This is a genomic window from Streptomyces sp. NPDC088354, assembly GCF_044753585.1.
Lineage (GTDB): Bacteria > Actinomycetota > Actinomycetes > Streptomycetales > Streptomycetaceae > Actinacidiphila.
The window spans coordinates 332,087-353,238 of sequence record NZ_JBIVNJ010000005.1 but is presented as its reverse complement, the minus strand read 5'-3'; the positions used below and the strand labels follow the sequence as shown (position 1 = coordinate 353,238).

Here is a 21,152-nt window from a genome sequence, read left to right as displayed (position 1 = left end):
TCGGGAGGGCGGTCGCGCGCGGCTGCGCCGTCAGGGCGTACGAGACGTCGGGACGGACGCGGTCAGCCGAGGACCGCCGAGGTGGGGTTGATGGTCTTCTGGATGCGGGCAGCGCCCGGCACAGTGACAGTCATCGCTCCAACACCTCCTCGATCGCTCGCGGTCCGACGGCGAAACCATAGCCCGGCCCCCCGAGGGGCGCGCAACTCGTTTTCCGCGGCTCCCGCTTCTCAGGCCGTCTCGGCGTAGCGCTCCCCCGCGTACGCCCGGAGGACCGGTACGACCGCCTCCGCGCCGCCGGGCAGACGGTCCAGCCGGACCAGGGCGTAGGCCTTGTGGCCGTCGACCAGGTAGCTGGGGTTGGAGCCCGGCCTCGTGCCCGGCAGCGGCCACACCACGAGCCAGGGCCGCTTGTCGGTGGTCGCCTCCGACGTGCCGACCGTGACAGCCGCGATCTCCGCCCAGGCGAAGTGCTGTTCGTCCTCGGTGACCTCGCGCATGCTGATCCCGGTGGGGCCGATCCGCAGCCGCAGCGGCTTGCGCCAGCGCCGGTACGAGCGGGCGGTGAGGAACCAGCAGCCGATGGCGCCCAGCGGCCCGAAAGCGCTGAAGGGCTCCGGGCCCACGGTGCGGCCGTGGACCAGTTCCCAGAACGAGTAGCTGAAGACGACGGCCGCCGCCGCCCAGACCAGGGCCCAGGTACCGGCCTGCCGCCCGTCGGCGAAGACCTGTTCCCCGCCCGGCACGCTCCGTTCGGGCCCCGACACGGTCACCGGGATCGGCGGGCGCACGGCGCGCGGCGCCGTCTCGAAGCGCGCACCGGCGTTCCCGGCGAGGGCGGTCGTCACCTCGGTGACACTCTGGTCCAGGTCCTCGCAGTCCACGAGGGTGTAGCGGATCCGGTTGTCCCATGTGCGGTCCGCCTTCCGGGGCAGCGTCACGCCCGGCGCGGTCCACAGCGTCAGCCGCGGCTTGGGGGGCGTCGTCTCCTCGCTGTGCTCGCCGGTGTTCGGGACGTGCCACAGGGCGACCGCCTCGATCTGCTCCCAGGCGAGCTCGGCGTCGTGCAGCGTGATCCCGAACCCGTCGATCCGCAGCCGGAACGGCCGCGCCGCCTTGCGCAGGTCCTGCCGGCCCCTGAAGACCGCCAGCAGCGACAGGAACATCAGGATCAGCGGTGCCGAAGCACCGCCGGCGCCGCCCAACGCGGCGACCAGCCAGGCCAGGGTGCCCGCCGTCACGACGGCCCCTCCCGCGACCCACCGCCGGCCGCGTCGTCGCAGCGTCCGCTCGACCGTGAATTCCACCGCTCCGTCCCCCCCTTGTCCTCTCCGCCCAGCACTCATGATGCGGCCCCGCCGACCCGGCTCCCAGCCCCTCGGACCCGCTGGTTGCCCAACCGTGACGCCCACGGGACACCGCCGCCCGCGGGCCGTACGTCCGCCTCCGGGCGTTCACCCGGGCGTCCCCGCCCGGTGGGTTTCCCGCCGGGGCCGGCCGTGCGGGCGCCTTCCCGGCGCATCGGCGCGCGCGCCGAGGATGCCGTGCGGCGGGTCCCCGGGGCCGTGGGGTACCCGGTGGCGTAGGCGTCCGATTCGTTCAAGACGAGGCGCTGGAGGGCTGCGTACGGTGGCGGCATGACCGTGCGAATGGGACTGATCGAGATCGTGGTGGCCGACATGGGGGCGTCGCTGGCGTTCTACCGGCGCCTGGGGCTGGAGATCGCCGAGGGGGTGGAGGGCGAACCGCACGTGGAGGCGGAGGTGCCCGGAGGCCTGCGGATCGCCTGGGACACCCAGGAGACGATCCGCTCCTTCGACCCGGAGTGGACGGCGCCTGGTGGCGGCGGGCACGGCATGGCGCTGGCGTTCGCGTGCGACGGCCCGGCGGAGGTGGACACGGTGTTCGCGGAGCTGACGGCCGCCGGGTACGAGGGGCACCTCAAGCCGTTCGACGCCGTGTGGGGGATGCGGTACGCGACCGTGCGCGACCCGGACGGCAACGCGGTGGACCTCTACGCGCCGCTGGCCTAGGGCTGGGCCCTGTCGTCACGTCGGCCCCCCCGGCTTTCGGCCCGGGGGAGCCGACGTGACGACAGAACACCTGAGGACTACCGCGTGAGCAGCCGGCCGAGCGGGACGCCGGTGAGGGCGCGGACGTCCCGGGCGAGGTGCGCCTGGTCCGCGTAGCCGGCGCGGCCGGCGAGCTCGGCGAACGGGAAGCCGTGGCGGGCCAGGCGCAGGGCGCGCTGGAGGCGCAGGATGCGGGCGAGGGTCTTGGGGCCGTAACCGAAGGCGTCCAGGCAGCGGCGGTGCAGTTGCCGCTCGCTGACGCCGAGGGCCGCGGCGACGTCGAGCACCCTGGCGCCGGCGGCGAGGCCCGCGGCCGTCTCGGGCGCGTAGGGGACCGGGGGCCGCGACGGACGGCCCAGCACCACCGCCTCCAGAGCCGTGCCGGGGTCGGTGGCCGCCGCCACGCGCTCGGTCAGGCGCCGCGCCTCCGCGCCCGGCCAGAGCGCGTCCAGCGGCACACGCCGGTCCCGCAGTTCGTGCGCCGGCGCGCCGAGTACGGCGGGCCCGACCCCGGGGGCGAAGCGCAGCCCGGCGTAGCGGGTGCCGGGCGGGCTCGCGGAGAGATGGGCGCGGGTGTCGGGCCCGGCGGCGAAGAGCCCGGCGTCCTCCCCCCAGATGAGGTCGATGCAGCCGTCGGGCAGCACCCGGGCCGCCCCGGCGTCCGCTGTCCTGGTCCACAGCACGGCGCCGGGGACGGCGGAGGCACGTTCCCGGTACATGCCACCAGGATGGCACCGCCCTGTGACAGCGTGCTCACTCCGCGGTCGGCGGCCCGCCCTTCCCGTGCGGGCGCCGGCCGCGCAGCCGGCCGCGGACGTCCTCGGGCGGCAGGAAGCCCGCCCAGCGTTCGGGGAATTCGGCGGGCGGGTCCACGGGGCCCACCTCGTCGTCGGGGCCGTCGTCGAAGGCGGCCCGGCGGGCGGCGGCCTCGGCGAGCCGGTCGGCGGCCTGGCGCTGGCGCACCCGGGCGTTCTTCTCCCGTGCCGCGGCGGTCTCGATGGACGGCCAGACCCGGTCGATCGCGGCGTTGACGGCCGCGCCGACCAGGACCGCGAAGGCCGAAACGAAGATCCACAGCAGGACGGCGACGGGCGCGGCCAGTGATCCGTAGATGGTCGGGCCCTCGACCGTGTGGGTGAGGTAGATGCGCAGCACGAAGCTGCCGAGGACCCACATCAGCAGGGCGACGGCGGCCCCGGGCATGTCCTCGTACCAGGGCGACCGCACCGGCACGGACACGTGGTAGAGCGTGGTGAGGAAGGTGATGGACAGCAGCAGCACCACGGGCCAGTACAGGATGCGGATGACCCACTCGCTCCACGGCAGGAACGCCACGACCGCGTCCGGGCCGACGACCATCAGCGGCATCACGACGGCGCCGATGACCAGGGCGACGACGTAGAGCAGCAGGGCCAGCAGGCGGGTCTTGACGATGCCCCGTATGCCCTCCAGCCCGTACATGATCGTGATGGTGTCCACGAAGACGTTCAGGGCCCGCGAGCCCGACCACAGAGCGATGACGAAGCCGATGGAGATCACGTCGGGCCGGCCGCCGCCGAACACGTCGTCGACCAGGGGGCGCATCAGCTGGTCGACGCCCTTGTCCGACAGGACGGTGGCCGCCGCGGTGAGGATGTTGCGCCGGATGTTGTCGATGGTGTCGGTGCCGATCACCTCGTCCACGTACCCGATGGCGCCGACGAGGCCGAGCAGAAGGGGCGGCAGGGACAGCAGCACGAAGAAGGCGGCCTCGGCGGCCAGGCCCGTGACGCGGTACTCCAAGCAGGAGTTGACCGTGTCCTTGAGCAGCAGCCAGCCGACCTTGCGCTTGGAGACGTTCCGGTAGAGGGACCGCGCCTGGAGAAGCCGGCCCTTCCGGGGCCGCTCGGGTGTTTCATCTGCTGCCTGCACGCGCCTACGGTAGCTGTCATGAGCGCCCCTACACACACCGTGACCAACCAGCCCCCGCCGCTGGTCGGGTATGACGTGTACGCCGCCGACGACGCCCTCGTGGAGGGGGTGGCCCGGCACGCCGCGCCCGAGCGCCGGCCGGAGATCGACCAGGAGCTGGGCGAGATCGGCCGGTCGGCCGGCTCGGTCCAGGCACAGTCGTGGGCGCAGGAGGCGAACACGCACTCCCCCGTGCTGCGCACCCACGACCGCTACGGCAACCGCCTCGACGAGGTGGACTTCCATCCCTCCTACCACCGGCTGCTGGGCCGGGCGGTCTCCTCGGGGCTGACCGACGCCTGGTCCCGCCCGGACGGCCACCTGCGGCGCGCGGCGGGCTTCCTCGTGTGGTCCCAGGTCGAGCAGGGCCACGGCTGCCCGGTCTCGATGACGCACGCGGCGGTGCCCGCCCTGCGGGCCGATCCGGCCCTGGCGGCGGAGTGGGAGCCGCGGCTGGGGTCGCGGGTCTACGATCCGCAGCTGGTGGCAGCGGGGCGGAAGCCGGGCGCGCTGTTCGGGATGGGCATGACCGAGAAGCAGGGCGGCTCGGACGTGCGCGCGAACACCACGCGGGCGGAGCCGCTCGCCGAGGAGGGCGCCTACCTGCTCACCGGGCACAAGTGGTTCTGCTCGGCGCCGATGTCGGACGGCTTCCTGGTGCTCGCCCAGGTGACCGGGTCCGCCGGCGACGGCGGCCTGACCTGCTTCCTGCTGCCCCGCGTCCTGCCGGACGGCACCCGCAACGTGTTCCGCATCCAGCGGCTGAAGGACAAGCTGGGCAACCGCTCCAACGCCTCGTCGGAGGTCGAGTTCGACGGCACCTGGGCGCGCCGGGTCGGCGAGGAGGGGCGGGGGGTGGCGACCATCATCGAGATGGTGGCGGCCACCCGGCTGGACTGCGCGATCGGCTCGGCGGCGGTGATGCGGCAGGCGGTGGCCCAGGCGGTCCACCACACCGCCCACCGCAGCGCCTTCGGCGGTCCGCTGATCGACAAGCCGCTGATGCGCAACGTCCTGGCGGACCTGGCGCTGGAGTCGGAGGCGGCGACGACGACCGTGCTGCGGCTGGCGGCCGCGTACGACGCGGACACCGAGCAGGAGCGGCACTTCCGGCGGCTGGCGGTGGCCGTGTCCAAGTTCTGGATCACCAAGCGCTGCCCCGTGGTGGCGGCCGAGGCGCTGGAGTGCCTGGGCGGCAACGGCTACGTGGAGGAGTCCGGCATGCCGCGGCTGTTCCGCGAGTCGCCGCTGAACTCGGTGTGGGAGGGCTCCGGCAACGTCCAGGCGCTGGACGTGCTGCGGGCGCTGCAGAGGGAGCCGCAGGCGCTCAACGCGTTCCTCGGGGAACTCGGGCTGGCGCGGGGCGCGGACCACCGGCTGGACGGGGCGATCAAGTCGCTGCTGACCGAACTCGCCGACCTGGAGGGCATCGAGGGGCGCGCGCGACGGGTCGTGGAGCGGATGGCGCTGGTGCTGCAGGGCTCCCTGCTGGTGCGTTTCGCGCCGGCGGAGGTCTCGGACGCCTTCTGCGCCTCCCGGCTCGGCGGCGACTGGGGGGCGACCTTCGGAACGCTTCCGCGCGGGCTGGACCTGGAGGCCGTGGTGGAGCGGGCGCGCCCGGTGGCGTGAAGCGCGGGCGCGGCGGCGGTCCCCCTGTTCCCGGTGGAAGGTCCGGGATCACGGGAGAAACGATCCGCCGCCGCGCCGCGCGGAAGGTGGTGCCGCGCCGACTCGGCACCACCCCCGGTCTCCAACCTCACCGTCGCACGGATGGTGTTCCGTACGAGTAGCGTGATGCGCCGTCACTGTCCGTCGGGGGCGTGCATATTCGCAACCGTTGCAGACCGTTGCAAGCTATTGGCCGGATATGCCGCCGGAACACCACCGACGGCGGCACCATATGCACAGGGTGTGGTCGCCGATGCACCGTCGCGATCACTGCCGGGCGCACAGCGCAGACCAGCGCACACGCACGCGGGGAGCACCATGAGCCAGGTTCCGTTCGACTCCCGGTCGTTGTCGGCACAGTCGGCCCAGGAGACGCGCCGGTCGGCGCGGATGCTGGGCGGGATGCGGGAGGCCGCACTGGGTGGTGGCGGGAAGGCCGCCGCGACGGTCCCCCGGCAGATCATCCAGGACTCCTGGCGGCGTGCCCTGGACCTCGGCGTCGACCCCGACAACGGCAGCCACAACGGGATGCTGACGGCGGACGAGATCGAGCAGCGCCGGCGCCGCACCCCGCTGGTCGAGGTGATGCCCGCGCTGCGCGACGGGCTGGTCTCGGTGGCCGACGAGGCCCGGCACATCATGGTCGTCACCGATCCCGAGGGCCGGGTGCTGTGGCGCGACGGCAGTGTCGCCGTCCGCAAGAGCGCGGACCGGCTGGGCTTCGCCGAGGGCGCCTCGTGGGCCGAGGACACGGTGGGCACCAACGCGATCGGCACCGCGCTGGTGGCCGGGCGCCCGGTGCAGGTGCACCAGGCCGAGCACTTCGTGCGGGAGCTGCACCAGTGGACCTGCGCGGCGGCGCCGCTGCACGACCCCCGCGACGGACGGCTGCTCGGCGCCGTCGACGTCAGCGGCCCGGCGGCCACCGTGCACCCGGCGATGCTGTCGCTGGTCACGGCGGTGACCAAGGTCGCCGAGGGCGAACTGCGCTCCCGGCACTGGGCGGCGGTCGACCGGCTGCGCTCGGTCGCGGCCCCGCTGCTGGCCCGGATGTCCGGCCGGGCGGCGGTCGTCGACCCCAACGGCTGGACGGCCGCCGTCACCGGCATGCCGGCGGTCGAGCGGATCACCCTGCCCGCCTCCCCGAGCGCCGGGCCCACCTGGGTGCCCTCGCTCGGCCTGTGCACCCTGGAACCGCTGCCCGGCGGCTGGCTGGTGCGGGTCCGCGACGAGGCGGAGGACCGGACACCGGCGGGCCGGGTGGTGCTGGACGTGAGCCGCCCGCGGACCTGGAGCATCACGGTCTCCGGCGGCGCGGGCGGCTGGTCGCAGGAGCTCAGCCCGCGCCATGCGGAGCTGCTGTTCGTCCTCGCCCTGCACCGGGCCGGGCGCAGCGCCGCCGAACTGGCGGGCGACCTGTTCGGCGACACCACCCGCACGGTCACCGTCCGCGCCGAGCTGTCCCGGCTGCGCCGTACGCTCTCCGGCGTCCTGGACCACCGGCCGTACCGTTTCGCCGACGGTGTCGAGGTCGAACTCCTGCGCCCGGCACACCCCGCCGACCTGCTGCCGCACTCGGCGGCCCCGGCGGTCCGCGCGGCGCGTTTCTCGTGACCGCGGGCGACCCGCCCACCCGGTGTGCCCCGGCACCACGGCTCGGCCCCCTGCGAACGCAGGCTCCGCTGCCCGCGGCCGCCGCGGGGTCGCGGCCCCGCGTACACGCCCCGGCGCCAAGGCCTCCAGGACCGCCGGCCCCGCCAGGTCACCGTCGGCCGGCCCCCTCGACCCCGCGGGTTCCCACGGCACGCTCCGCGTGAGCGCGAGGACTCGCGGCCCCGCTTCACCGGTCGTCCCTCCAGGAGTACGTACTCCTCCGCCCATGGTCCGCGTGACCGCGGGGCACCCCGCCGCCGGGGCCGCCGGCGTGGTTGGCTGGGCCCCATGAGCAACACCGTCACCGTGACCACCTGGTCGCTGGAACAGACCTCACCGGCCGATATGCGGCCGTCGGTGCCGGCCATGGAGCCCGATCCCGCGACCGCGGGGGTCAGGATCGTCCGGGCCGAGGTGCCGTCCCCGGAGTTCAGCCGCTTCCTCTACACCTCGGTCGGCGCCGACTGCGCGTGGACCGACCGGCTGCCCTGGACGTACGAGCAGTGGCGCGCCTGTCTGGACCGCCCCGGCGTGGAGACCTGGGTCGCCTGGGACCACGGAACGCCCGCCGGCTACATCGAGTTGGACGCGCAGGACGAGGCCCAGGTCGAGATCGCGTACTTCGGGCTGCTGCCCGCCTTCCGGGGGCGCCGGATCGGCGCGCAGCTGCTGTCGTTCGGCATCGCGCGGGCCTGGGATCTGGCCGAGCGGTGGCCGGACCGGACGCCGACCAAGCGGGTGTGGGTGCACACCTGCAGCCTGGACGGCCCGCACGCGCTGGCCAACTACGAGAAGCGCGGCTTCCGCATCTTCCGTACCGAGACGGGGGAAGAGGAGAAGAGGCCGATCGACGGTCCCTGGCCCGGGGCCTGACGGCGACCGCACCGCGCGGGCCGGGCGGTGCGGGGCGAGAACGCCGTGGAAGGGGAGGGCATGGACGTCGTCGGGGTCGGGGCGCTCAACCTGGACCTGATCACGGGAGCGTCCGCCGTGGGCGGAAGCCCGGTGCTGGCCCGGCTCGACGCGCACATGGGACTGCGTCCCCCGCTGGAGAGCGGTTCCGAGCGGCTGGTGGAGGAGCCCGCCGTCCGCGCCGCCCTGGAGTGCCTGCGCACGGAAGGGGTGCCGCTCACGCCCGAGCTCGGCGGCTCGGCCTTCAACGCGCTGCACGCCCTGGCCCGGCTGGGCCGTGGGCTGCGGCTGGGGTACGTGGGCGTCGCCGGCCGCAGCCCGCTGGACGCGGTCGATCCGCTCGCCCTCCTCGACCGGCTCGGCATCGACCGCTCCCTGGTGCTGGCGGACCCCGAGCGGCTGTGCGGCATCTGCCTGTCGGTGTACGACGAGGGAGAGCGCACGCTGCTCACCCACACCGGCGCCAACACGGGCATCGCCGGGCATGTGCGGCGGCACTTCGAGGAGATCGCCGGCACCCTGGCGCGGGCCCGGGTGGTGCACGTGACGTCCTTCCTGGACCCCGACGGAGGGGCGGCGCTGCGCGGGCTGCTGGCGGCGGTCCGGGAGCGCTCGCCGCGCACGGTCGTCACCTTCGACCCGGGCCACGCGTGGTCCACCGCGCCGAGCGACGACGTGCTGGCGATGGCCGCGGCGAGCGACTATCTGCTGCTCAACGGGCGCGAGTTCACCGATCTGGCGCCGCTGCTGCCCGGACTGCGCGGCACGGCGGTGGTGAAGTACCCGGACCGTGTGGAGGTGCGCCGGCCGGGTTCGGTGGAGCGCTACGCCCACCGTCCGCTGCCGGACGGCGAGATCGAGGACGCGACGGGAGCGGGCGACGTCTTCGCGGCCGGGGTGCTCGCGGCACTCGCCGCCGACCGCGCGCTGCTGGGCGCCGGGGTGCGGCTCGGCTCCGCACTGGCGGCCCACAAGCTGCGGCACATCGGCACCCGGGGGCACGACGGGTTCCGGGCGATCACGGGCGATTTCCTGCGGCATCCGAGCAGGGTGCGGTGATCTGTCCGGTCCGTCCGGTCGCGGACACCGCAGCCGTATCAGGATGTGGGATGATCGGGTCCAGATAGCGGATAACGGTGGACTCGCCCGAGATCCGCGTGACACGCTTTCGACATGTCTCGCACTGGAATCGCCTTGGTAGGTCGGCTGCACGTCGACCTCGGACGCATGTCCAGCGCCATCTGTCGGGCGTACTGAGCCCGCACGCCGTCCCGCCCCGGACTGACCCGGCCGTCCCCGACGTCGCGGACGTGCACCGGCCCCCGCACCTCGGACCGCCGCTGAGCGCGCCGTGTTTCCGCAGGCCGCAGGGGCCCTTCGCCGTACGATCCCATCCTGCCGAGCCTCCTCAGCCTGCCAGAAGGACTGCATCGCCATGGCTTCCACCCCCGACCAGCAGGGCGCCGCCGCACGCCGCAAGGTGAGCCGTCACCGTGGTGAGGGCCAGTGGGCGGTCGGCCACATGACACCGCTCAACGCCAACGAGCAGTTCAAGCGCGACGACGACGGTCTCAATGTGCGGACGCGCATTGAGACGATCTACCAGTACCGCGGTTTCGACGCGATCGACGGGGCCGACCTGCGCGGCCGCATGCGCTGGTGGGGGCTGTACACCCAGCGCAAGCCCGGGATCGACGGCGGCAAGACCGCGATCCTGGAGCCGGAGGAGCTGGACGACAAGTACTTCATGCTGCGGGTCCGCATCGACGGCGGCCGGCTCACCACCGAGCAGCTGCGCGTGATCGGCGAGGTCTCCCAGGAGTTCGCCCGCGGCACCGCCGACATCACCGACCGGCAGAACATCCAGCTGCACTGGATCCGCATCGAGGACGTGCCGGAGATCTGGCGCCGCCTGGAGGGTGTCGGGCTGTCCACCACCGAGGCCTGCGGCGACACCCCGCGCGTCATCCTCGGCTCGCCGGTGGCCGGCATCGCCGAGGACGAGATCATCGACGGCACCTGGGCCGTGGACGAGGCCCACCGCCGGATCATCGGCAACAAGGAGTTCTCGAACCTCCCCCGCAAGTTCAAGTCGGCGATCTCCGGCTCCCCGCTGCTGGACGTGGCCCACGAGATCAACGACGTCGCCTTCGTCGGCGTCGTCCACCCCGAGCACGGCCCGGGCTTCGACGTGTGGGTCGGCGGCGGCCTGTCGACCAACCCCAAGATCGGTGTCCGGCTGGGCGCGTGGGTGCCGCTGGAGGAGGTGCCGGACGTCTTCGAGGGGGTCATCTCGGTCTTCCGCGACTACGGGTACCGGCGGCTGCGCACCCGCGCCCGGCTGAAGTTCCTGGTCGCCGACTGGGGAGTGGAGAAGTTCCGGCAGGTGCTGGAGGACGAGTACCTGCTGCGCAAGCTGGTCGACGGCCCCGCCCCCGACCAGCCGGTCCAGCAGTGGCGCGACCACGTCGGGGTGCACCGTCAGCGGGACGGCCGCTTCTACGTCGGCTTCGCGCCCCGCGTCGGGCGGGTGGACGGCACCACGCTCAGCAAGATCGCGGAACTGGCGGAGGCGCACGGCTCGGGCCGGCTGCGGACCACCGTCGAGCAGAAGATGATCGTGCTCGACGTCGAGCAGGACCGCGTCGACTCCCTCGTCGCGGGCCTGGAGGCGCTGGACCTCCAGGTGAAGCCCTCGACTTTCCGGCGCGGCACGATGGCCTGCACCGGCATCGAGTTCTGCAAGCTGGCCATCGTCGAGACGAAGGCGCGCGGCGCCTCCCTCATCGACGAACTGGAGCGCAGGCTGCCGGACTTCGCCGAACCGATCACCATCAACGTCAACGGCTGCCCCAACGCCTGCGCCCGCATCCAGGTCGCCGACATCGGCCTGAAGGGCCAGCTGGTCCTGGACGGCGACGGCAACCAGGTCGAGGGCTTCCAGGTGCACCTGGGCGGCGCGCTGGGCCTGGAGGCCGGTTTCGGCCGCAAGGTCCGCGGCCTGAAGGTGACCTCGGACGAGCTGCCGGACTACGTGGAGCGGGTCCTGCGGCGCTTCCAGGCCGGACGCGAGGACGGCGAGCGGTTCGCCCAGTGGGTCACGCGCGCGTCGGAGGAGGACCTGTCGTGAGCGAGCGTGCCGCACCGTTCTACTGCCCGTACTGCGGCGACGAGGACCTGCACCCCGCGGAGCAGGGCCACGGTGCCTGGGAGTGCCGCGCCTGCAACCGCGCCTTCCAGCTGAAGTTCCTGGGTCTGCTGGCCCGCGGCCTGCAGACCGGACCCTCCGAAGGAGGCAGTTCGTGACCACCGCGCAGCAGCACTCCGCGGACGAGTACCGGCTCCTGGCCGAACGGGCGGGACGCGACCTGGAGGACGCCCCGGCCGCGGACATCCTGGGCTGGGCCGTCGACACCTTCGGGCCGCGCTTCTGCGTGACCTCCTCCATGGAGGACGCCGTCGTGGCGCACCTGGCCTCGCGGGTGGCGCCGGGTGTCGACGTGGTCTTCCTGGACACCGGCTACCACTTCCCGGAGACCATCGGCACCCGCGACGCCGTCGCCGCCGTGATGGACGTCAACGTGATCACCCTGACGCCCCGCCGGACCGTCGCCGAGCAGGACGCCGAGTACGGGCCGCGGCTGCACGACCGCGACCCCGACCTGTGCTGCGCGCTGCGGAAGGTCCAGCCGCTGGAGGAGGGGCTGACCGCGTACGACGCCTGGGCGACCGGACTGCGCCGCGACGAGTCCCCGACCCGGGCGAACACCCCCGTCGTCGGCTGGGACGCCCGGCGCGCGAAGGTCAAGGTCTCCCCCATCGCCCGGTGGACCCAGGCCGACGTGGACGCCTACGTCAGCGAGCAGGGCGTGCTCACCAATCCGCTGCTCATGGACGGCTACGCCTCGGTCGGCTGCGCCCCCTGCACCCGGCGGGTGCTGGAGGGCGAGGACGCGCGGGCCGGCCGCTGGGCAGGCCGCGGCAAGACCGAGTGCGGGCTGCACGGCTGATGACGACGACGGAACGGACCGACCGGGAGGGGCGGATGGGCGTCACGGACGCGGGGGCCACGGTGTGGCTCACGGGCCTGCCGAGCGCGGGCAAGACGACGATCGCCCGCGCGCTGGCGGACCGGCTGCGCGGCGACGGACACCGGGTGGAGGTGCTCGACGGCGACGAGATCCGCGCGTTCCTCTCCGCGGGGCTCGGCTTCAGCCGCGAGGACCGGCACACCAATGTGCAGCGCATCGGCTTCGTCGCCGAACTCCTGGCCTCCCAGGGGGTCAAGGTCCTGGTCCCGGTCATCGCGCCGTACGCCGACAGCCGCGAGGCGGTCCGCAAGCGGCACGACGCCCGGGGCACCACGTACCTGGAGGTGCACGTGGCCACGCCGCTGGACGTCTGCTCGGCGCGCGACGTGAAGGGCCTGTACGCCCGCCAGGCCGCGGGCGAGATATCGGGCCTGACCGGTGTCGACGACCCGTACGAGGCGCCCGCGACCCCCGACCTGCGCATCGAGACCCAGGACCACACCGTGGACGACTCGGCGGCGCTGCTCGTGGCGCTGCTGGTGGAGAGGGGACTGGCGTGAGTCCGGGGCACCGCCCAGCGGTGGCTGGGGAAGTACGCGCGGCCACCGGGCCGCAGCCGACCCACGACCCGCGCGTTCGCCGCGCGGGCGGAGAAGCTCACAAGGGGGACGCAGCGTGACAACCGTCGTCGCGATCGACGAGAGCACCGAGAACCCCTTCGCCCTGTCGCACCTGGACGCGCTGGAGTCGGAGGCGGTGCACATCTTCCGTGAGGTGGCGGGGGAGTTCGAGCGCCCGGTGATCCTCTTCTCGGGCGGCAAGGACTCGATCGTCATGCTCCACCTGGCGCTGAAGGCGTTCGCCCCCGCGGCGGTGCCCTTCTCGCTGCTGCACGTCGACACCGGGCACAACTTCCCCGAGGTGCTGGAGTACCGGGACCGCACGGTCGCCCGGCACGGGCTGCGGCTGCACGTCGCGTCCGTACAGGACTACATCGACGACGGGCGGCTGCGCGAGCGCCCCGACGGCACGCGCAACCCGCTGCAGACCGTGCCGTTGACCGAGGCCATCCAGGAGCACCGCTTCGACGCGGTCTTCGGCGGCGGGCGCCGGGACGAGGAGAAGGCCCGCGCCAAGGAGCGCGTCTTCTCGCTGCGCGACGAGTTCTCGCAGTGGGACCCGCGCCGCCAGCGCCCCGAACTGTGGCAGCTGTACAACGGCCGGCACGCCCCCGGCGAGCACGTGCGGGTCTTCCCGCTGTCCAACTGGACCGAGCTGGACGTCTGGCAGTACATCGCCCGCGAGGGCATCGAGCTGCCGGGGATCTACTACGCCCACGAGCGCGAGGTGTTCCGCCGCGCGGGGATGTGGCTGACCGCGGGCGGCTGGGGCGGGCCCAAGGACGGCGAGACGGTCGAGACGCGGCTGATCCGCTACCGCACGGTGGGCGACATGTCCTGCACCGGCGCGGTGGACTCCGACGCCGCCACCATCGACGCGGTGATCACCGAGATCGCCGCCTCCCGGCTCACCGAACGCGGGGCCACCCGGGCCGACGACAAGCTCTCCGAGGCCGCGATGGAAGACCGCAAGCGCGAGGGGTACTTCTAACGATGACCGCCGGCATCACCGCCGCCGAGCACCTCGCGGCCACCTCCCTGCTGCGCTTCGCCACCGCGGGTTCCGTGGACGACGGCAAGTCCACCCTGGTCGGACGGCTGCTGCACGACTCCAAATCGGTCCTCGCCGACCAGTTGGAGGCCGTGGAGCTCGCCTCCGCCCGCCGCGGCCAGGACGCGCCGGACCTGGCGCTGCTGACCGACGGCCTGCGCGCCGAACGCGAGCAGGGCATCACGATCGACGTGGCGTACCGCTACTTCGCCACGCCCCGGCGCCGGTTCATCCTGGCCGACACCCCCGGGCACGTGCAGTACACCCGCAACATGGTCACCGGCGCCTCGACCGCCGAACTGACCGTGGTCCTGGTGGACGCGCGCAACGGCGTGGTCGAGCAGACCCGCCGGCACGCGGCCGTCGCGGCCCTGCTGCGCGTCCCGCACGTCGTGCTGGCGGTCAACAAGATGGACCTGGTGGACTGGTCGGAACCCGTCTTCGCGGCCATCGCCGAGGAGTTCACCGCGTACGCCGCCTCGATCGGCGTGCCGGAGGTCACCGCCATCCCGATCTCGGCGCTGACCGGGGACAACGTGGTGACCGCCTCGGCCGCCATGGACTGGTACGGCGGCCCGACGGTGCTGGAGCACCTGGAGACCGTCCCGGTCGGCACCGACCCGAGCGCGCACCCGGCGCGCTTCCCGGTCCAGTACGTCATCCGGCCGCAGAGCGCCGAGCACCCCGACTACCGCGGCTACGCCGGGCAGATCTCCTCCGGTGTGCTGCGCGTCGGTGACCATGTCACGGTGCTGCCGTCCGGTCTGACCAGCACGATCACCGGCATCGACGCGCTGGGCACGGCGGTCGGCGTGGCGTGGGCGCCGCAGTCGGTGACGCTGCTGCTCGGCGACGACCTGGACATCTCCCGCGGCGACCTGATCGCGCCGAGCGCGGCCGCCCCGGCCACCACGCAGGACGTCGAGGCGACGGTGTGCCATCTGCACGAGCGCCCGCTGACCGTCGGGGCCCGCGTGCTGCTGAAGCACACCACGCGCACGGTGAAGGCGATCGTCAAGCGCCTCCCGTACAAGATCGACCTGACGCACGGACTGGAGCACCGCGACGAGCCCGCCGAGTTCGGAGTCAACGACATCGGCACCGTCGTCCTGCGCACCTCCGAGCCGCTGCCGCTGGACGCCTACGCGGACTCCCGGCTCACCGGCTCCTTCCTGCTGATCGACCCGGCGGACGGCATCACGCTGACCGCCGGCATGGCGGGCGAGGCCTTCGCCGCCCGCAACGCCACGGCCGCGAGTGACGCGGCCGGTGACGAGGGGTGGGACTTCTGATGACAGGCAAGAGCGGCTTCGACGCCTTCGCCGGATTCGCCAAGGAGGGCGGCCGTGTCGGCAGCGGCTGTCTGGGCAGCGGCACGGGCGGTGTGACGCGATGTGCGCGCTGACACCGACCGAGCACCGCACCACGGCCGCGCACGCGGCATGGCACCACCTGGAACCAGACAGCCACCACTCCGGCGCGCCCTAGAGAGCGCGACCCGGGGCCTTCGAGAGGACCACCTCCCGTGACTGCCGATCGCACCACCGCCCCGAGAACGGCCACCCGCCGCCGTGTCATCGCCGGCGCCGCCCTTGCGCCGCTGCTGGCCCTGGCCGCCTGCGGCTACGGCTCCGACAAGAAGGACGACACCTCCGACGCGGCCGCGAGCAGCGGCGCCAGCAGCAGCGTCGCCAGCAAGAAGCTCTCCGCGTCCACGGTGAAGATCGGCTACTTCGCGAACCTGACGCACGCCACGCCGCTGGTGGGGCTGAAGGAGGGCTTCTTCGCCCAGGAGCTCGGCTCCGGCACCACGATCAAGGAGTCGGTCTTCAACGCGGGCCCCGCCGAGATCGAGGCCCTCAACGCGGGTTCCATCGACATCGGCTGGATCGGCCCCTCCCCCGCCGTCAACGGCTGGACCAAGTCGGGCGGCAAGAGCCTGAAGATCATCTCGGGCTCGGCCTCCGGCGGCGTGAAGCTGGTCGTCAACCCCAAGAAGATCAAGAGCCTGAAGGACGTCAAGGGCAAGCGGATCGCCACCCCGCAGCTCGGCAACACCCAGGACGTCGCGCTGCTCAACTGGATATCCGAGCAGGGCTGGAAGGTCGACGCGACCAGCGGCAAGGGCGATGTCTCCGTCATCCGCACGGACAACAAGATCACCCCGGACGCCTACAAGTCCGGCTCCATCGACGGCGCCTGGGTCCCCGAGCCCACCGCGTCCAAGCTGGTCGCCGAGGGCGCCAAGGTGCTGCTGGACGAGAGCAGCCTGTGGAAGGACGGCAAGTTCGTCATCACAAACGTGATCGTCTCCCAGAAGTTCCTCACCGAGCACCCCGACGTCGTCGAGGCCGTGCTGCGCGGCTCGGTGAAGACCAACGCGTGGATCACCGCCAACCCCGACAAGGCCAAGGCCGACGCCAACGCCCAGTTGGAGAAGCTGTCCGGCAAGCCGCTGCCCGACGACGTCATCGACCCGGCGTGGAAGAGCATCCAGGTCACCGACGACCCGCTGGCGTCCACGCTGCAGACCGAGGCCGACCACGCCGTCACCGCCGGACTCCTGGAGAAGCCCGAGCTGAAGGGCATCTACGACCTCACGATCCTCAACAAGATCCTCACCGCCGAAGGAAAGACCGAGCTCGGCAACGCCGGTCTCGGCAGCTGACCCGTCCGCACGCCCAGCCCCCAGGAGGTGACGTTCCATGACCACCGCACTCAGCACCCAGCCCGCCGTGACGGACGAGGCGGCGCCCTACGCCGCCCGGCTCGCGCACGTCTCGAAGTCCTTCGGCCGCCCCGGCGCGCAGGCGCAGGTGCTGGACGACATCAGCATCGATGTCGCTCCCGGTGAGTTCGTCTGCCTCCTGGGGGCCTCCGGCTGCGGCAAGTCCACCCTGCTCAACCTGGTCGCCGGGCTCGACCTGCCGTCCGCCGGGGGCATCGAGACCCCCGGCGGGCGCCCCGCCCTGATGTTCCAGGAGCACGCGCTGTTCCCGTGGCTGACCGCGGGCAAGAACATCGAACTCGCCCTGCGCATGCGCGGCGTGCCGCGCGCCGGGCGGCGCCCGGAGGCCGAGCGGCTGCTGGAGCTGGTCCGTCTCGAGGGCGCCTACGGTAAGCGGGTGCACGAACTGTCCGGCGGCATGCGGCAGCGCGTCGCGCTCGCCCGCGCGCTGGCGCAGGACAGCCAACTGCTGCTGATGGACGAGCCGTTCGCGGCACTCGACGCCATCACCCGGGACGTCCTGCACGAGGAGCTCACCCGCATCTGGACGGAGACCTCGCTGTCCGTGCTCTTCGTGACCCACAACGTGCGGGAGGCGGTACGGCTCGCGCAGCGCGTCGTGCTGATGTCGTCGCGCCCCGGACGGATCGCCCGCGAGTGGCGGATCGACATCCCGCAGCCGCGGCGCATCGAGGACGCCGCCGTCGCCGAACTGTCCGTCGAGATCACCGAGCACCTGCGTGGGGAGATTCGCCGTCATGGCCAGCACTGAGACCAAGGCAGACAGCGGTCCCGCCGGTTCCGCGGGCTCCGCCGGTTCCGCGGCGGACCTGGCGGGCCTCGGGGCGGGCCTGGACGCACTGGAGACGCCCTCGGAGCCCCGGGTCCCGCTCGGCCGCCTGCTGCGCGAGAAGGCCCTGCCACCCGTGCTGGCCGTGGCCCTGGTACTGGTGGTCTGGCAGCTCGCCTACCACTTCGAGGTCAAGCCGCACTACCAGCTGCCCAGCCCGGCGGACGTCGGCCGCGCCCTGCGGGACAAGTGGCTGGACGGCACACTGCTCGGCTACGTGTGGACCAGCCTGTCGCGCGGCGCCCTCGGCTTCCTCGCCTCGGTCGTCATCGGCACGCCGCTGGGCCTGCTCGTGGCGCGGGTCCGGCCCGTGCGCGCGGCGATCGGACCGATCCTGTCCGGGCTCCAGTCGCTGCCGTCGGTGGCCTGGGTGCCCGCGGCCATCATCTGGTTCGGGCTGACCGACGCCACCATCTACTGCGTGGTGCTGCTCGGCGCGGTGCCCTCGATCGCCAACGGCCTGGTGGCGGGCGTCGACCAGATCCCGCCGCTGTTCCTGCGGGCGGGACGGACGATGGGCGCCAGCGGGCTGCACTCCGTACGGCACGTCCTGCTGCCCGCGGCCCTGCCCGGCTACCTCGCCGGCCTGAAGCAGGGCTGGGCCTTCTCCTGGCGCTCCCTGATGGCCGCCGAGCTCATCGCCACCTCGCCCGATCTCGGCATCGGCCTCGGCCAGTTGCTCGAACAGGGCCGCGAGCTGTCCGACATGCCCACCGTCCTGGCCGCGATCCTGCTCATCCTCGTCGTGGGCATCGGCATCGAACTGCTCGTGTTCGCCCCGCTGGAGCGGTCGGTACTGCGCAGCCGCGGCCTGTTCGCGCGGGGGTGACGCGATGAGCCCGTCCCCGGCAGCCCCCGTCCTGCTCGTCATCGCCCACGGCAGCCGCGACCCGCGGCACGCGGCGACCGTCCACGCGCTCACCGGACGGGTCCGAGCGGCCCGTCCGGGCCTGCGCGTCGAGACCGCCTTCCTCGACCACTGCGCACCCGGCGTGCCGCAGGTCCTGGAACGCCTCGCCGCGGACGGCGTGCGCGACGTGGTGGCACTGCCGCTGCTGCTGACCCGCGCCTTCCACGCCAAGGCCGACATCCCGGCCGCGTTGCGCGAGGCGACCGCCCGGCACCCGCGGCTGCGGGTGCACCAGGCCGGGGTGCTCGGGCCCTCGCCGCTGCTCGTCGGCGCGCTGGAGCGGCGGCTGTCCGAGGCCGGGGTCGGCCCCACCGACGCCGGCGACCCGGGCGACCGCGGCCGGACCGGGATCGTGCTGGCCTCTGCGGGCTCCTCGGACCCGGAGGCGATCGCGGTGATCGCGCGCATCGCGCGGGAGTGGCGGCGCACCGGCTGGCTGGCCGTGCGTCCCGCCTACGCCGCGACGCTGTCCGGGTCCCTGCCCAGCACCGCCGACGCGGTGCGCGCCCTGCGCGCCGAGGGCGTGCGGCACATCGCGGTCGCCCCCTACGTCATCGCCCCCGGCTTCCTCCCCGACCGCATCGCGCGCGGTGCGCGGGAAGCCGGCCCCGACGTCCTCGCCGACGTCCTGGGCGACGCCCCGGAGATGGCACGGCTCCTGCTGCGCCGCTTCGACGAGGCCCTGATGCCCCGCCTGGCGCTGGCGCTGGCCTGAGGGCACGCCGTGCCCCGCACCCCGGGGCCGGGCCGGGCCGCCGGGCCCGCCGCGCAGAGTCCCGGCCCATGCCGACGGAGTTCAGCGACGCCTTCCTCCACGAAGCCGAACGGCGCGCCGCCTGGGGTGCCGGACAACCCGAGGCGGCCCTGGGCGCCTTCCTGCCCGAGGGGCCGTGCACGGCGGACGTGCCCTCCTCCACCGGCATGGGCACCAGGAACCGCGCGTCGCGGTACCGGGCACGCACGACGCGCGGGAGCGCTCCTGGATGCGGGGCCGGCCCGGCCCGGGGCTGGGCGGTACCCCGGTGGTCTCCCTGCCGGGTCCCCCGATACCGGCGAGGCGGCGTGGGTTCCGGTGAACACGCCGGACGGCCCCGGTGTGCCGGTGCGGTCCGACTCGGACTGCGTCCCCGCGGGCCGCCGAACCCGGGAAGGCCACGGCGCGGCTGCCCACCGCTCCGACCGGCCGTCGCGTCGAAGGCCGGTGGCCCGGCACCCGTGGCCGCGTGGCAGGCCCGGTTGCCGGCCGAGTGGGTCACGGCGTGGAGAACGGCCGCGGCCGTTCGGCCGCTTCGGGTCTCTCCCTCCCCTGCCGAACGACCGCAGCGTCCGCGGGGATGAGCGGGCGCCGGCCTAGTAGAAGTGCCGCAGCGACGGCCAGAGGGTCGACCAGGGGGCGGCGGGGCCCGCGCACAGGACGATGGCGGCCTGCTGTTCCTCGTTGTCGAGGCCGTGGCCGTTGTCGACGGTGCCGACCCGGCGGCAGCCGGTGAAGTGGGCCTCGATGCCGTCGGCCTCCCGCTGGCGGACCAGCAGGATGGGCCCGTCGGCGGAGTCCGGGGGCGGGCCCCAGTCGTAGAAGCTCATGTGGCCGGAGTAGGGGGCGGGCAGGCCGCGGGAGGGGCCGTAGTGGGCGAGGGCGCCGGCCTCGCCGTAGTTCTGGGCCAGGAGGACCGCGCGGCCCCGGTCGCCCTCGGGGATGCGGGACCACGCCGCGGCGGTGGCGTCGGCCAGCCGGGGCCAGCCGATCTGCTCGCCCTGCTCGGGGTTGACGGCGTTCACGACGGAGACCGCGCCCGGCGGCAGCACGGGCAGCGACAGCAGGGCGGTCAGCGCGGCCGTCAGCGCGACCGGGACGATCGTGTCGCGGGGTCTGGCGGCGTAGCGCTCGCAGCCCGCGGCGAGCAGGACGACGAGCAGTGGAAGCGCGTAGTACGGCTTGCCGCCGCTCGCGAGCACGAGGACGCACAGGATCAGGTAGGCCGGGGCGAAGGCGCGGGCCCAGCGCAGTTCCGGGTCGCGCCACAGCCGCAGACCACCGGCGATCCAGACCGGGACGAACACCGGCGAGAGGTAGAGGAGTTGCTCCGGCACGAACAGCAGCCGGTTCTCGACGCCGTCGTCGGCGCTGATGCCGCCCGCGACGGTGAACTGCGGCCACCCGTGCCGGGCCTGCCACCACAGGTTGGGCAGGGCCAGCGCGAGCGCGGCGCCGACGCCGAGCCACCAGCGGCCGTCCCCGGTGCGCAGCAGCCGCAGGACGAACCAGCAGACGGCGAGCCAGGCGAGCACGTCGAAGGTGGCGGTGGAGACCATGTGGCCCACGGCGAGGACGAATCCGGAAACGGCCGTGAAGACCGCGGCGAGCACCTGCGCCCGCCGGCTCCCGCCCAGTTCGCGGCAGACTGCGGCGGCCAGGACGACGATCGCCGCGCACGCGGCGGTCGCCACCGCGCGCAGACCGGCCGGGCTGTCGCCGAAGACGGCGGTGGACAGCCGCGCGGCGAGCGGGGTCAGCGGCGGCTGGTCCACATAGCCCCAGGCGGGGTGGTCGCCGGCGACCAGGAAGTACAACTCGTCGCGGTGGAAGCCGTACCGCCCCGACAGGGCGGTCAGGACCGCCGCGAGCGCCACGGCCACCACCGCGACGGGTCGCGTGGCGAAGGCCGCCACCGCGGGCCGCTCGATCGTCAAGGTCATCCCCCACCCC

General features: G+C 73.6%; 20 protein-coding genes. 16 read left to right on the top strand and 4 right to left on the bottom strand.

What is annotated here, in order from left to right:
• Positions 1-230: 230 nt before the first annotated feature.
• On the bottom strand, positions 231-1,307 hold the full coding sequence (locus tag ACIP98_RS11605) for a hypothetical protein (protein WP_401975201.1): 1,077 nt from the start codon (positions 1,305-1,307) through the stop codon (positions 231-233).
• 330 nt (positions 1,308-1,637) lie between these two features.
• On the opposite strand from ACIP98_RS11605, the gene ACIP98_RS11600 reads away from it, so the two are divergent.
• Positions 1,638-2,033: a VOC family protein gene (locus tag ACIP98_RS11600; protein WP_319658945.1), complete on the top strand. Its 396-nt coding sequence runs from the start codon at positions 1,638-1,640 to the stop codon at positions 2,031-2,033.
• Between the two features lie 77 nt (positions 2,034-2,110).
• Here ACIP98_RS11600 and ACIP98_RS11595 read toward each other — a convergent pair whose 3' ends face one another.
• Together ACIP98_RS11595 and ACIP98_RS11590 are read right to left on the bottom strand one after the other, a co-directional pair.
• A complete protein-coding gene (locus ACIP98_RS11595) occupies positions 2,111-2,791 on the bottom strand; it encodes a helix-turn-helix domain-containing protein (RefSeq protein ID WP_401975198.1) in 681 nt (226 codons plus the stop codon).
• Between the two features lie 34 nt (positions 2,792-2,825).
• Complete coding sequence (locus ACIP98_RS11590) at positions 2,826-3,983, bottom strand: YihY/virulence factor BrkB family protein (RefSeq protein ID WP_401975196.1); 1,158 nt, start codon at positions 3,981-3,983, stop codon at positions 2,826-2,828.
• A gap of 18 nt (positions 3,984-4,001) precedes the next feature.
• On the opposite strand from ACIP98_RS11590, the gene ACIP98_RS11585 reads away from it, so the two are divergent.
• The 15 genes from ACIP98_RS11585 to ACIP98_RS11515 all read left to right on the top strand — a co-directional run bounded on the left by ACIP98_RS11585 (position 4,002) and on the right by ACIP98_RS11515 (position 19,160).
• Positions 4,002-5,651: an acyl-CoA dehydrogenase family protein gene (locus ACIP98_RS11585; protein WP_401975194.1), complete on the top strand. Its 1,650-nt coding sequence runs from the start codon at positions 4,002-4,004 to the stop codon at positions 5,649-5,651.
• Positions 5,652-6,008: 357 nt separating this feature from the next.
• Positions 6,009-7,304 carry a GAF domain-containing protein gene (locus tag ACIP98_RS11580; protein WP_401975192.1) on the top strand — a complete coding sequence of 432 codons (1,296 nt, stop codon included), beginning with the start codon at positions 6,009-6,011 and terminating at the stop codon, positions 7,302-7,304.
• Between the two features lie 327 nt (positions 7,305-7,631).
• A complete protein-coding gene (locus ACIP98_RS11575; RefSeq protein WP_319658950.1) occupies positions 7,632-8,216 on the top strand; it encodes a GNAT family N-acetyltransferase in 585 nt (194 codons plus the stop codon).
• Positions 8,217-8,276: 60 nt separating this feature from the next.
• Positions 8,277-9,314, top strand: a complete 1,038-nt coding sequence (locus ACIP98_RS11570) for a PfkB family carbohydrate kinase (RefSeq protein ID WP_401975189.1) — start codon at positions 8,277-8,279, stop codon at positions 9,312-9,314.
• 114 nt (positions 9,315-9,428) lie between these two features.
• Positions 9,429-9,512, top strand: coding sequence for a putative leader peptide (locus ACIP98_RS11565; RefSeq protein WP_384281964.1), 84 nt, complete (start codon positions 9,429-9,431; stop codon positions 9,510-9,512).
• Positions 9,513-9,690: 178 nt separating this feature from the next.
• The gene (locus tag ACIP98_RS11560; RefSeq protein ID WP_319658952.1) at positions 9,691-11,385 is read left to right on the top strand and encodes a nitrite/sulfite reductase; all 1,695 of its coding nucleotides are present in this window, start codon (positions 9,691-9,693) and stop codon (positions 11,383-11,385) included.
• Positions 11,382-11,561, top strand: coding sequence for a hypothetical protein (locus ACIP98_RS11555; protein ID WP_319658953.1), 180 nt, complete (start codon positions 11,382-11,384; stop codon positions 11,559-11,561). The genes ACIP98_RS11560 and ACIP98_RS11555 overlap by 4 nt, the downstream gene beginning before the upstream one ends.
• Positions 11,558-12,265, top strand: coding sequence for a phosphoadenylyl-sulfate reductase (locus ACIP98_RS11550; protein WP_319658954.1), 708 nt, complete (start codon positions 11,558-11,560; stop codon positions 12,263-12,265). Before ACIP98_RS11555 ends, ACIP98_RS11550 begins: the two co-directional genes overlap by 4 nt.
• Before the next feature lie 35 nt (positions 12,266-12,300).
• Positions 12,301-12,846, top strand: a complete 546-nt coding sequence (cysC, locus tag ACIP98_RS11545; protein WP_319659240.1) for an adenylyl-sulfate kinase — start codon at positions 12,301-12,303, stop codon at positions 12,844-12,846.
• Between the two features lie 115 nt (positions 12,847-12,961).
• The gene (cysD, locus tag ACIP98_RS11540) at positions 12,962-13,897 is read left to right on the top strand and encodes a sulfate adenylyltransferase subunit CysD (protein WP_319658955.1); all 936 of its coding nucleotides are present in this window, start codon (positions 12,962-12,964) and stop codon (positions 13,895-13,897) included.
• A gap of 2 nt (positions 13,898-13,899) precedes the next feature.
• A complete protein-coding gene (locus ACIP98_RS11535; RefSeq protein WP_319658956.1) occupies positions 13,900-15,249 on the top strand; it encodes a GTP-binding protein in 1,350 nt (449 codons plus the stop codon).
• 233 nt (positions 15,250-15,482) lie between these two features.
• The gene (locus ACIP98_RS11530) at positions 15,483-16,625 is read left to right on the top strand and encodes an aliphatic sulfonate ABC transporter substrate-binding protein (protein WP_319658957.1); all 1,143 of its coding nucleotides are present in this window, start codon (positions 15,483-15,485) and stop codon (positions 16,623-16,625) included.
• Positions 16,626-16,662: 37 nt separating this feature from the next.
• Positions 16,663-17,457 (top strand): ABC transporter ATP-binding protein, encoded by a 795-nt coding sequence (locus ACIP98_RS11525; protein WP_401975184.1) that lies wholly within the window; start codon positions 16,663-16,665, stop codon positions 17,455-17,457.
• Entirely contained in the window at positions 17,444-18,364 is a 921-nt protein-coding gene (locus ACIP98_RS11520; RefSeq protein ID WP_401975182.1) for an ABC transporter permease, read from the top strand. Before ACIP98_RS11525 ends, ACIP98_RS11520 begins: the two co-directional genes overlap by 14 nt.
• Before the next feature lie 4 nt (positions 18,365-18,368).
• Positions 18,369-19,160 (top strand): sirohydrochlorin chelatase, encoded by a 792-nt coding sequence (locus tag ACIP98_RS11515; protein WP_401975179.1) that lies wholly within the window; start codon positions 18,369-18,371, stop codon positions 19,158-19,160.
• Between the two features lie 635 nt (positions 19,161-19,795).
• On the opposite strand, the gene ACIP98_RS11510 is transcribed toward ACIP98_RS11515, so the two are convergent.
• Complete coding sequence (locus tag ACIP98_RS11510) at positions 19,796-21,142, bottom strand: glycosyltransferase family 39 protein (RefSeq protein ID WP_401975176.1); 1,347 nt, start codon at positions 21,140-21,142, stop codon at positions 19,796-19,798.
• Positions 21,143-21,152 lie beyond the last annotated feature (10 nt).

Excerpts from the sequence above, each read along its gene's own strand:
- ACIP98_RS11600 (WP_319658945.1), top strand. The coding sequence starts at position 1,638 with ATGACCGTGCGAATGGGACTGATCGAGATCGTGGTGGCCGACATGGGG.
- ACIP98_RS11595 (WP_401975198.1), bottom strand. The coding sequence starts at position 2,791 with ATGTACCGGGAACGTGCCTCCGCCGTCCCCGGCGCCGTGCTGTGGACC.
- ACIP98_RS11585 (WP_401975194.1), top strand. The coding sequence starts at position 4,002 with ATGAGCGCCCCTACACACACCGTGACCAACCAGCCCCCGCCGCTGGTC.
- ACIP98_RS11580 (WP_401975192.1), top strand. The coding sequence starts at position 6,009 with ATGAGCCAGGTTCCGTTCGACTCCCGGTCGTTGTCGGCACAGTCGGCC.
- ACIP98_RS11575 (WP_319658950.1), top strand. The coding sequence starts at position 7,632 with ATGAGCAACACCGTCACCGTGACCACCTGGTCGCTGGAACAGACCTCA.
- ACIP98_RS11570 (WP_401975189.1), top strand. The coding sequence starts at position 8,277 with ATGGACGTCGTCGGGGTCGGGGCGCTCAACCTGGACCTGATCACGGGA.
- ACIP98_RS11565 (WP_384281964.1), top strand. The coding sequence starts at position 9,429 with ATGTCTCGCACTGGAATCGCCTTGGTAGGTCGGCTGCACGTCGACCTC.
- ACIP98_RS11560 (WP_319658952.1), top strand. The coding sequence starts at position 9,691 with ATGGCTTCCACCCCCGACCAGCAGGGCGCCGCCGCACGCCGCAAGGTG.
- cysC (WP_319659240.1), top strand. The coding sequence starts at position 12,301 with ATGGGCGTCACGGACGCGGGGGCCACGGTGTGGCTCACGGGCCTGCCG.
- ACIP98_RS11535 (WP_319658956.1), top strand. The coding sequence starts at position 13,900 with ATGACCGCCGGCATCACCGCCGCCGAGCACCTCGCGGCCACCTCCCTG.
- ACIP98_RS11525 (WP_401975184.1), top strand. The coding sequence starts at position 16,663 with ATGACCACCGCACTCAGCACCCAGCCCGCCGTGACGGACGAGGCGGCG.
- ACIP98_RS11520 (WP_401975182.1), top strand. The coding sequence starts at position 17,444 with ATGGCCAGCACTGAGACCAAGGCAGACAGCGGTCCCGCCGGTTCCGCG.
- ACIP98_RS11515 (WP_401975179.1), top strand. The coding sequence starts at position 18,369 with ATGAGCCCGTCCCCGGCAGCCCCCGTCCTGCTCGTCATCGCCCACGGC.
- ACIP98_RS11510 (WP_401975176.1), bottom strand. The coding sequence starts at position 21,142 with ATGACCTTGACGATCGAGCGGCCCGCGGTGGCGGCCTTCGCCACGCGA.